The sequence below is a fragment of the Oscillatoria salina IIICB1 genome, from assembly GCF_020144665.1.
Lineage (GTDB): Bacteria > Cyanobacteriota > Cyanobacteriia > Cyanobacteriales > SIO1D9 > IIICB1.
This window is the reverse complement of sequence record NZ_JAAHBQ010000156.1, coordinates 1-9,783: the sequence shown is the minus strand read 5'-3', so window position 1 is coordinate 9,783 and position 9,783 is coordinate 1. Positions and strand designations below refer to the sequence as shown.

Here is a 9,783-nt window from a genome sequence, read left to right as displayed (position 1 = left end):
CGATTCATCTTTCCCGGTGGAGTTCTTTTCCTTCTACTCCTGTTGACGATTTCTTTGGCTTTAATTCCTCTTAATTGTCAAAAAGCTACACCTGTCAGGTTTCCAGTCCCCGATCGCTGAACAAAAGGCAAAACCTCTGTAATGAAGTTTTGCCTTGAGATTCCTTGCCTTTAAGAAAATTTACTGGGGATTTTCGCCAAGATATTGTTTTTTCAGAGAGTCTAACTCGGCTGTCAATTCTCGACGAGTAGAGGTCTTGAGCAAATAACGGAAGAAAAACCAGCCAGTGTAACCAATCCCCACCAATTCAAACAAAGGTGCGAGGAGAGGAATATCGTTAACTGCATCCAACACCGACAAGGTCACTTTAACTGCGACAAAACTGCCAAAAAATATTGCTACAGTAATTAGAGGTTTTCTGTAATCAGAAAAAAACTGACCGATATTTTCCGCGTTTGACAAAAAATCTGACACGGGTTTTACCCATTCTTGCCATTCTACGCCCGTAGTCGTGGAATCATTGACAGATAATTTCTCAATTTGACCACCTTGAGTAGTTTCAACCTCCAAATCTGGACGTTGTTGAGTGTCAGTTACCTCAGTTTCATTAGCTTGAGTTTTGGATTCCATATTTTACACCTACCCTTATCTTAGATAGAACATTTTATTGTCAAGATAGCTGTATCAGCAAGAGAAACAGCTAACTTTGCTCATATTATCAGACACATCTACTGGCAAATAGAGGCTCAAAAGGAGGAACTCCCAAGGTTAAAGTCCGATACTTGACAAATCATGCTCTGAGAATAGTTAATTTTTATCAAAAACATGGCGCGAAGGGCAGAGAGTCGTCAATTTTAACTTTATGAGGTAATTCTAAGAAACAATAAATTTCTCGACGTGTCGGCTTGGCGATCGCCAAGTCAACCTAGTGACATAAGTTATTGCTGATATTCTAAAAATTTTGCATAGTCACCCAAAGCATAGCAAGCAAGGCGGAGACTGCCTAAAGTTTGTTCTTCGACTCGGCGATCTTCAAGTTTCCGAGCCAAAGTTAAACGCTGTTCGTAATATTTAATCGCCCAAGCATACTTTCCTAAAGCATCGTAGGCGACACCCAAACTACCGAGAGCTTGTTCTTCCGAACGAGGATCGCCAGTCGCCCTTGCCGAATTTAAACGTTGTTTGCCATAAGCGATCGCCTTTTGGTAATCTCCGAGAGTGTGGCAAGCATTACCTAAGTTTCGCAAAATTTGCGCTTCTACCCGGCGATCGCCGCGTAAGCGAACTAAAGCTAAACGTTGTTCGTAGTATTCGATTGCTTGAGCGTACTCTCCGATGGCGTAGCAAGTATTTCCCAGATTTCGCAGCACTTGTTCTTCGGTACGGGAGTCACCAATCGCTTTTGCTAAAGCTAAACTTTGGCGCTGACATTCAATCGCACATTCACGATCGCCCAAAGCTTTATATGCCAGTCCTAAATTATTCAAAACAGCCATTTGTTTCGAGCGATCTTGGAGTTGGCGTAAAATTAATAAACTTTGTTGTTGATACTCAATTGCCTTAGCATAATTTCCTTGATGGCGATAAGCATTACCGAGATTATCGAGAACTTGCCCTTCCAAACGCAAATCTTCTATTTCTCTAGCTAATTTAAGACTCTCTTTAGTTTTTTCAATTGCTTGGTTATAGTCTCCTAAGGCATAAAAGCTGAGTCCGAGACAACAAGCTGCTTTTGCCATCCCAAGCTGATTATCCAATTTGGTATAAGCAATGTAAGCCTCATTAAAGCTAGCGATCGCTTCCTCGAATTTACCATTTTGGTGTTGCTTGATCCCAAATTCAAGCAGTAGGTCAGCTTCGCTTTTAGCAGAGGGTTGTTTTCCCCTACCAGACTTATATTTTTTACTGGCTTGTGGCGAAGGCACGATAGTAGTACGTTCTTCCTTTCGATGACTACCCTCTGGCTTGCTGTTGTCGCTAGACCGCAAACGGTCGCCCATAGCTATTGCCCCTTAAGCTCTTTTCATCGCTGACTTAGCTCTTGGGAGTTTTTTGCCAAGAGTCTTATTTTTAGTATTCCCTAATTTGAAGCTCAATTTCGCATCAGGCAAAAAAAGATGGTTGCCGATGCTAAAATTAAAGCTCGTCTGTGGGAGTCTTCCTCGATTGGATGAACTTTCAAAGCCGAATCGCCCAATTCCCTCTATCGAGAAGCTAACATTGGTGCGGCTTTTTCTGGTGTGTTACTATTTTTCGCTACTTGACGACAAAACACTTCACAAGAGTTATTCGGACTTTCAATTAGTTTAACTTTATCTAATTCTGCACCTAGTTCTGCGATCGGTGCTTGTAATAGTTGACAAATGCGAATAGCAATGTTTTCCGCAGTGGGAACTACCTCAGCAAAATAAGCAATGTCTTTATTTAGGAACGTATGGTCAAATGGCTCGACCACGTAGTCTTCCACTGCTTGCTGAAAAGCTACTAAATCCACAATCATTCCTGTACGAGGGTCAATTTCGCCTTTGACCGTAACTTCTAAATGGTAATTGTGTCCGTGACCATTAGGACGAGCGCATTTACCATAAATTTCACTATTTTCTTCGTAGCTTAGTTCGGGAAGAGCGAGCCGATGAGCCGCACTAAAATGGGTGCTAATAGTTAAAGACGCTTCCATACCGTTTCCTTGATATTCTGCCCAAAGTTCTGGGTTTTCCAATAACTTAATTTTAACTAGGGTCAGATGAGGTGCTAACCTTTGCCAAATTACTCTGGCAATATTTTCCGTAGTTGGTAGAGTTTCGCTAAATTCCGACCATGCCTCATTCAGATAAGCATAATCTAGCTGTTCGGTAATTTCCCGTCCGATTGTTTGCTTGACATTAGATAAATTTTGTACCATCCCGTATTTGTTTAATTTGCCAGCGAGAGATACATATAGCACGTAGTTGTGTCCGTGTCCGGGAAAACGACTACAGGCTCCAAATAACTGCTGATTTTCCGCTTCGCTAAGTTCGGGTAGCCAATAACGATGACTGGCACTAAACTGAGCGCGACGGTTGATAATACATTCCATAGGGTCTGTAGTAAGACAAATTGTAAAGTTAAGTTAACTTCTTTCAGGATAAACTAACTGGACTGTTTGTTTCCACTAAAGTTTAACCAGATTAAGCTAAACAACTGCTTTCGCTGCATATTGAGCTTGGCGACGCAAACCAGAAGCGATGCGGAAAAGTTCTTTACCTGTATGCAGATAGTGTTCGTCGTAGTTATTGGTAAACCACTCTAACTCATTAATGCCATCTTCGAGGCGATCGAGACAGTAGTAAAGATGAGCCGCAACACTAGCGACTTGAGCAGGGTTGGGTTGAGAAGAGAAAGTTAATTGAGCTTGGTTAAGGTGATAGCGACAATCTTCAAGATACTGCTGAAAATCTGCCATTAAGAGATCGTCAAAAGGGTCAGCAGAAAGATCGTCTATTTGAGCATCAAGAGGATTAATAATCAGACAAATCAATCGATATACAGGTCGATAAATTTCCCGCCACCATCTTTCTAAGCGAGCATCTTCTTCTTTCTCTGCTTGACATTGCTGTCGATAGCGATTTTGCGCTTCAGTAGTTCTTTGTTGTCGCTTGGCTGAGGTTTGAGCAGAATAGCCATAAAATATTTGTTGGTCGTAGGTTCGGCGACGCTGAGGATCGCGAAGAACTTCGTAAGCTGCGTTAAGCTTGACGCTTCGCTCGTGATTTGACTTTCCACTGTGAATATCGGGATGACATTGTTTGGCTAAATGACGGAATGCTGCTTTGATTTCTGCTTGAGTTGCTTTCGAGCTAACTCCTAGAGTTTGGTAATGGTTAGAATCGCTCATAAATTCTTTTTAAGTTGAGAAAGTAAGGACTTTCAACTGCTCAGTGTTAATTAGCAACTGCTACTGGGGTTGCTTCCAAGTCTTGAAACAGTGGCGTACTTAGGTAACGTTCGCCGAAACTTGGTTGAATCGCCACAATTAATTTTCCTTTATTTTCGGGGCGCTTAGCGATTTGAATTGCTGCATACACCGCCGCACCAGTAGAAATCCCGGAAAGTAGTCCTTCTTCACGGGCGAGACGACGACCGTAAGCGATCGCCTCTTCATCGGTAACGGCAATTACTTCGTCTATTAACTCTACCTTAAGTACATCGGGAATGAAACCCGCACCAATACCTTGAATTTTATGCGCTCCTGGTTGTCCGCCGGAAAGTACCGGACTACTTGCAGGTTCGACAGCGATCGCTTTAAATTCTGGTTTATATTTTTTCAATACTTCGCTGACGCCTGTAATTGTTCCACCTGTACCAACTCCAGCAATTAAGAAATCTACTTGTCCTTCTGTATCTTCCCAAATTTCTCTCGCTGTCGTCCGCCGATGAATTTCCGGATTAGCCGCATTATTAAATTGTTGCAGCATATAAGCATTGGCAGTTGTTTCAACAATTTCTTGGGCACGAACAATACAGCCTCGCATTCCTTCTATTCCTGGTGTTAACTCTAATTGTGCACCATAAGCGCGTAACATTGCCCGTCGTTCGCTACTCATTGTTTCGGGCATTGTCAAAATTAATTTATACCCTTTGGCTGCGGCTGCCATTGCTAAGGCGATACCTGTATTTCCTGATGTGGGTTCGACAAGGACTGTTTTTCCAGGAGTAATTAATCCTTCTCGCTCGGCTGCTTCAATCATATTAATCCCGATGCGGTCTTTGACTGAAGCTGAAGGATTCATTCCTTCTAATTTCATCACAATTTGAGCTACACAGCCTTCTGCTTGGGGAATACGATTTAATTTTACTAAAGGAGTGCGACCGATTAGTTCTGTAACGTTTTCTGCAATACGCATAGTTTTAAACAGTTTTTAGTTGAATTTATTGAATAAATTTGAGCCACTATTAATTACTAATTAGGAGTAGTTTCAACCAGAGATAATTTCAAATTTTCACCCCCACTAAATGTAATACATAATATCTATCTGAGATTTAGTATTTCGGCGATCGCGCAAATCTTGAAGTGTATAACTTTGTAAAACTTTTCTGGCGCTGTCACATACTTCCTGCCAAACTTCTCCTACCACGAGATTTTCTACTGTCTTATTGTTACTGTCTCGTTTTGTCGTTGACAAATCTGAACCTTCGAGACAATCGATTGCGTCTAACATCGTAATTTTCCAAGGTTCTCGCGCTAACAAATAGCCTCCTTTTGCGCCTCGCTGAGATATTACTAATCCTCCTCGCCTTAAGGTAGCTAAAAGTTGTTCTAAATAGCGATCGGGTATGTTTTGTCGCGCTGCAATTTCTCGAATTTGCAGGGGTTCTCCTTGGGGATAGCGATCGGTTAACTCGATTAGAGCAAGCAAAGCGTATTCTGTTTTACAAGTAAGTTCCACAGATTTAGATTTTTTTCTTAGGGGCTACTTTCTTTAGTATACCCCGGTTCTCCACTGGGGTTTTGCTGGTTTAATCGGTATTTTGGGCGATTAACCTCGTAGCGTCAGCAATCCCAGCAAATCTCGTACTTCTCAAATCTACTTGTAATCCCTCATTTAGCTGGTAATTTCTGTCATCCTTCGCGAAGCGAAGGATGACATTTAGAAACTATCACGATGACATTTAGAAACTATCACGATGACATTTAGAAACTATCACGATGACATTTAGAAACTATCACGATGGCATTTTGAAGCTATCAGGATTACCTTGTTTGAGAAAAAAGCGCTCCACGAAGCAAAAAAATCTACCCCACCTCAAGCGGGGTAGAAAAAAGCTTCCAGCAATCAAAAAAAACGATTTCCCGTTTCTGATGCTTTTAAATTAAGGCGCACATTGTACAGCCGAATCAGAAACTCTAGAAATTGAAAGTAGTTCTGATAGTACCAATCAGTACATCCCTTTCTTCTTCGTTCGGGGCGCGTTGCCAAATGACACCAGGAGTGAGGCTGATATTGTCGGTTAATTGGTACTTATAGAAACCTTCGATGTGGAGAGGTAGTTCGTCACCTGCATCATCTAAGCCTAAACCATCCAGTTCGTGTACATAAGGTTGTACCCCAGCGAAGATACCTAAAACACTTCCTTCTTTAATGAAGTCGGGGAAGGCAATACCGCCGCCATAAGTCCAAATTTCGCCATCACCGCGACCGATAACAATTGCGTCGGTGTAAGTAGCAAAGCCGCTAATTGAGATGCGATCGCTGAGTCGGAAAGCTACCTCTGCACCATAACTATTAGTTACAACCGGGCGACCATTACCAATATTATTCGCTGCGGGAGTACCTACTATCCCTGAACTGTATGAAAATCGGGAAGCATCTCCAGGAGCGCCTGCACCAAAGATAGCACTAAAGGCATTGTGATAACCGTGGACGTAAGTCAGACCCAGCCCAAAGCGATCGCTGAGGTTAAAGTTGATTTGTCCGAGAGCAGCAAAGCTACCATTGAACAAACCTGTATCTTCACCAGGATTATCGGCTGTTCCTGCTAAGTAACCAATAGTTACTGTCGAAGGTCCGAGAATGCTTTCTAACGGTGAAAAAGCAAAGCTAATCGCTGCACCTGCACCACCACCAATTCTGTAGATCGGGTTTTCACTAGCGAAGGTAGAAAGCGCCCCGTCACCACCATCAAAGTCTTCAAAGTAAGGATTTAGCGTTGGTGCGTAGTCGCTATGAATACCGCCCGCAGCAGCCAAATATCCTTGGGAATCGCCAAACAGAGGGAAGTAGTAAGCTGCCCAATCTACCACAACATCATTACCATTAGCTCCTAAGTTAAAAGTCTGAGTTGCTGTAGCTGAGTTAGTACCCTCAACATTGAAAGTGTTTAAGTTTCCAGTTGCCAGACGGGTATGTAGTTCATCGCGACCTGTGAAACTGGTAACAAAGTCTAAACGTACCCTGTCGCCCAGAACTGTGTTGTTCGACGAGCGATCGTCGTAGAAAGTATCAGTAAGCGCGAAGATTACTTCACCATTTAACTTGGTAGTTGTCGAGAACTGGTTGTCTTCTAAGAAGGCTACACGGGCTTCGAGGTCGTCTACCCTAGTTCCTAACGTAGCTAATTCAGCTTCAAATTCTTGAATCAGTCGTCGCAGAACGATTAAGTCTTCTTCGTCAATGGGTGGGGGAGTTACTACTCCGCCGCCGCTTTCACGAATTCGTGCTGCTAAAACCTCCAAACAAGCATTTAAACCTGCGGCAAATTCGTAGCGAGTTAAAGCTCTGTTACCGCGATAAGTTCCGTCTGGATAGCCTTGGATACACCCGTAGTTATTGACCAAGTTCCGCAATGCTTCGTAAGCCCAATCGCTAGGAGAAACGTCTCGCAACTGATTGACGTTGGTAATTTGGTCGATTGAGTTACCTCTGCCTTCGTTGCCGTAGCGATCGAGTTGGTCTAATAAATCTTGGTAATTTTCCCCAGAATTAATCGCCGGAGGTACTTGAGCAACAGGTTTTTCTTCGGTAACAGCAAAATTCAATTCTGTTGCTGGAGATGAACTATCTTCGGTAACTGCTAACTCTGGCAGTTCTATGGAACTAGCACTAACTGAGTCCTGAATTGTTTCAGCAGCCGCTATTTCTTGTGTTGCTGTTGTCTGGGGCTGGACTATTTCAGCAGAAGTTGTATTTTCTGCGGCGATCGCTGCGGATGACAACATTAGTGTTGCCCCTAATATTCCTATTGGATTCACTAGCAGCGATTTCCAAAGTAATTTTGACATTTGTAACTTCTCCTCACACCTTCTGATTGTTGAAGTACCCAATCCCTTTCTTCGGGCTAGGCTTCCTGTCTCGCGGGCAATGCAATACCTTCTTTGAGGATTGGCATCCTTTTTGAGAAAGTAAAGAAAGTTTTACCTACCTCTCTGGTTCGGGAGAACCTTTATCAGCTTTAAGCTGAACCCAGGCAGCAGTCCGCCTTCAGCAGACCAATTTTCTTGTTTTTTCCCAGGATTTTCGTCCAGTGCGTTTTTACTGTTCGCTAGAAAATCCCCTTTTTTCTACTCTGCTACTCACAGAGTCAAGTCTTCTTGTGAGCTTGGCGGGTCTACAACTAATTTTTTGGCTGCATCACGCTTTCCTCTCAAAAAGACGGGAGTTTTCTTTTTGTTGACACTCTCTCATTGAAAATGAGAGATTCTTCTCATACTGAAGATGGAAGCGTTTTATAGTTACGACTGCCCACCGCAACTTCTAAGATAAATTATGCAATAGACTATCATTGTCCGCTAGTATACATAATTTTTTTTTCTAATCCAACAGAAATACCTCAAAAAAAACTATCCGCTCTCACCTTAGTAGTGCTTCGATAATTCGAGGACACTGTTAGATGAGAGCGGTCTAGGGGGTCTTCTGATTGAAATCTGACTGCCGGGAGGAACCCCGCAAGCCAGTTTACTTAAAGCAGTTATTAACTACTTTTTCCTCTATTGTTCCAGAGAAGCAATGGAGGTTGAAACTAGCTGTTAGAGAACAGCCCCGGCACACAGCCGATTTACTTCAATCAGGAGACCCATGCTTTTACTACTATCATTCATGGGCATCACCTCCTTTTACGCCTGAACGGTCTGATTCTCTAGACGATGGGTTATTTTTGATAACCTTTGAATACCATAACACAATTTTTTGATTTGTGGGGGATTGGGGATTGGGGATTGGGGATTGGGAGACTGGGGACTGGGAGACTTGAGGGACAAGGAAGAGGGGGGAGAAGGGGAAGATAAACTGATAACTGCTCACTGATAACTGATAACTGATAACTGAAAAACCTCCACCAATTGGCGGAGGTTTTTCTTAACACACTTTGTTGTTTACAGAGCGTTACCGCGAGGTAGAACTTCTTNTCTGGGAATTCAAAGTGTTCGTGGGGTTGGTCTTGAGGTGCCATCCAAGCACGCAGACCTTCGTTTAATAAAATGTTTTTGGTGTAGAATGTCTCGAATTCTGGGTCTTCCGCCGCGCGGATTTCCTGAGAGACGAAGTCATAAGCACGTAGGTTGACGGCTAAACCAACTACGCCGACAGCGCTCATCCACAAGCCGGTTACTGGTACAAATAACATGAAGAAGTGTAACCAACGCTTGTTGGAGAAGGCAATGCCGAAGATTTGCGACCAAAAACGGTTCGCTGTCACCATACTATAGGTTTCTTCAGCTTGGGTGGGGTTGAAGGCTCGGAAGGTGTTGGAGGAGTCTCCGTCTTCAAATAAGGTGTTTTCGACGGTGGCTCCGTGAATTGCACACAACAGCGCTCCACCAAGTACCCCAGCTACTCCCATCATGTGGAAGGGGTTCAATGTCCAGTTATGGAACCCTTGGAAGAAGAGAATGAAACGGAAGATTCCGGCTACTCCAAAGCTGGGAGCGAAGAACCAAGATGATTGTCCCAAGGGGTACATTAAGAAAACCGCAACGAAGACGGCGATTGGTGCGCTAAAGGCGATCGCGTTATAAGGACGTACTCCGATCAAGCGGGCGATTTCAAACTGACGCAGCATAAAGCCAATCAGTCCGAAGGCTCCGTGTAAGGCTGTGAATGTCCACAAACCGCCGATTTGACACCAACGGGTGAAATCCCAACCTGCTTCTGGACCCCACAAGAACAGCAATGAGTGACCCATGCTGTCTGGGGGGGTACTGACTGCTACGGTTAGGAAGTTACAGCCTTCTAAATAAGATGATGCCAGTCCGTGGGTATACCACGAGGTTACAAAGGTGGTTCCGGTTAACCATGCTCCTAATGCTAG

General features: G+C 43.4%; 7 protein-coding genes and 1 pseudogene. All 8 read right to left on the bottom strand.

All coding sequences use genetic code 11. The annotated features are described in order from the left end of the window. Positions 1-180 precede the first annotated feature (180 nt). Entirely contained in the window at positions 181-630 is a 450-nt protein-coding gene (locus G3T18_RS24610; protein WP_224413235.1) for a CAAD domain-containing protein, read from the bottom strand. A 308-nt stretch (positions 631-938) separates the two neighbouring features. Next, positions 939-2,000 carry a tetratricopeptide repeat protein gene (locus G3T18_RS24605; protein ID WP_224413234.1) on the bottom strand — a complete coding sequence of 354 codons (1,062 nt, stop codon included), beginning with the start codon at positions 1,998-2,000 and terminating at the stop codon, positions 939-941. Between the two features lie 203 nt (positions 2,001-2,203). Then, positions 2,204-3,076, bottom strand: a complete 873-nt coding sequence (locus tag G3T18_RS24600; RefSeq protein WP_224413233.1) for a 6-carboxytetrahydropterin synthase — start codon at positions 3,074-3,076, stop codon at positions 2,204-2,206. Positions 3,077-3,172: 96 nt separating this feature from the next. Then, on the bottom strand, positions 3,173-3,874 hold the full coding sequence (locus G3T18_RS24595) for a J domain-containing protein (protein WP_224413232.1): 702 nt from the start codon (positions 3,872-3,874) through the stop codon (positions 3,173-3,175). A 46-nt stretch (positions 3,875-3,920) separates the two neighbouring features. Next, complete coding sequence (gene cysK, locus G3T18_RS24590; protein ID WP_224413231.1) at positions 3,921-4,883, bottom strand: cysteine synthase A; 963 nt, start codon at positions 4,881-4,883, stop codon at positions 3,921-3,923. A gap of 105 nt (positions 4,884-4,988) precedes the next feature. Further along, entirely contained in the window at positions 4,989-5,426 is a 438-nt protein-coding gene (locus G3T18_RS24585; protein ID WP_224413230.1) for an RrF2 family transcriptional regulator, read from the bottom strand. A gap of 458 nt (positions 5,427-5,884) precedes the next feature. Then, positions 5,885-7,759, bottom strand: a complete 1,875-nt coding sequence (locus tag G3T18_RS24580) for an iron uptake porin (RefSeq protein WP_224413229.1) — start codon at positions 7,757-7,759, stop codon at positions 5,885-5,887. Positions 7,760-8,848: 1,089 nt separating this feature from the next. Beyond that, positions 8,849-9,783 (bottom strand): annotated as a pseudogene (gene psbD, locus G3T18_RS24575) (photosystem II D2 protein (photosystem q(a) protein)); the annotation flags it as partial.

Bases quoted from the DNA above. Each gene is read 5' to 3' on its own strand.
- cysK (WP_224413231.1), bottom strand. From the start codon at position 4,883: ATGCGTATTGCAGAAAACGTTACAGAACTAATCGGTCGCACTCCTTTA.
- G3T18_RS24580 (WP_224413229.1), bottom strand. From the start codon at position 7,759: ATGTCAAAATTACTTTGGAAATCGCTGCTAGTGAATCCAATAGGAATA.
- G3T18_RS24605 (WP_224413234.1), bottom strand. From the start codon at position 2,000: ATGGGCGACCGTTTGCGGTCTAGCGACAACAGCAAGCCAGAGGGTAGT.
- G3T18_RS24600 (WP_224413233.1), bottom strand. From the start codon at position 3,076: ATGGAATGTATTATCAACCGTCGCGCTCAGTTTAGTGCCAGTCATCGT.
- G3T18_RS24595 (WP_224413232.1), bottom strand. From the start codon at position 3,874: ATGAGCGATTCTAACCATTACCAAACTCTAGGAGTTAGCTCGAAAGCA.
- G3T18_RS24610 (WP_224413235.1), bottom strand. From the start codon at position 630: ATGGAATCCAAAACTCAAGCTAATGAAACTGAGGTAACTGACACTCAA.